The sequence below is a fragment of the Bacillus sp. P4_D3 genome (assembly GCF_056401855.1).
The window spans coordinates 1-991 of record NZ_JBFUIN010000983.1 but is presented as its reverse complement, the minus strand read 5'-3'; the positions used below and the strand labels follow the sequence as shown (position 1 = coordinate 991).

The following is a 991-nucleotide window of genomic DNA, read 5'->3' as shown; positions in this document are numbered from 1 at the left end:
TTCCTAGACTTATAAAGAAACCGATTACAAGAGTGAATGTGAAACGAACGATCGATAAAAAATATATTTCCCATATGTAGGGGAACAGTGGTGACGAATGRTTAGAGGTATGTATTATATTTTGTGTATGTATAAGCTGATTTGCTGAGAAAAGGATAGGTTCATGCATCCAATCAATTGTTGGAATTGAAATGGAAGAAGACTGCACTAAATTATGGAAAATGCTTACAAATCCAGTTAAGTAGGAATAATTATGTGTAATGAATAATGCTGGAAGAGGACTTATGACAAAAATAATCAAAACACCGGCTATAAATTTACATATATGTGAGCGCAATAAGGACATTTAATCACCTACTCTTTGAATATTCAGAAAATTCTTATTCTTATTTTAGCTTTTTTCGGATGAAGTTACAACACATTTTTCTCGAAGTAAGTTAGAGAGAATATACTATACTGAGATTATCCCGCTTTAACGGGCAGTAGACTCCACCTCAAAATTCGGCGAATGCGTAGAAGTTAGGTGGGGAGATCAACTGCCCATAAAAGCCCGATTGGTGAAGGCTAATAATAAATGGGGTGGAAAAATCCCCACTTATTAAGGTTTCACTTTAAACAAGTGTATGATTAATGAATAAATTATGACGGAAAAATGAATAATTTTCAGAAAAATAAAATAATATATTTATTTTTTTCTGAAAATATAATATAGTTATGGCACAGAAAGTATTTTAGCATAAGGAGGCTTTTTTATGAGGATTAAAGGGAATTATGTGCCAAAGAGGGAAGTTTTGTTTTGCTCAAGTTCAATTACGATAGGAGAAACGCTGGAGCATTTAAATAAAACGGGGTATCGTTGTGTACCAGTTTTAGATGAAAAAAAAGAGAAGTTTTTAGGGAATGTATACAAAGTAGATATTTTAGAATATAAAGGTTCACTTGAAGATAATGTATTACAATTATTGAACGATAAGAATGKGTACGTGAGAGA

At 32.1% G+C, this 991-nt stretch carries 1 protein-coding gene and 1 pseudogene; one reads left to right on the top strand and one right to left on the bottom strand.

All coding sequences use genetic code 11. The annotated features are described in order from the left end of the window. Positions 1–346, bottom strand: a pseudogene (locus AC1DTM_RS28540) (hypothetical protein); the annotation flags it as partial. Positions 347–752: 406 nt separating this feature from the next. On the opposite strand from AC1DTM_RS28540, the gene AC1DTM_RS28535 reads away from it, so the two are divergent. Then, the coding region (locus AC1DTM_RS28535) for a CBS domain-containing protein (RefSeq protein WP_477001495.1) at positions 753–991 on the top strand (239 nt) is incomplete at its 3' end.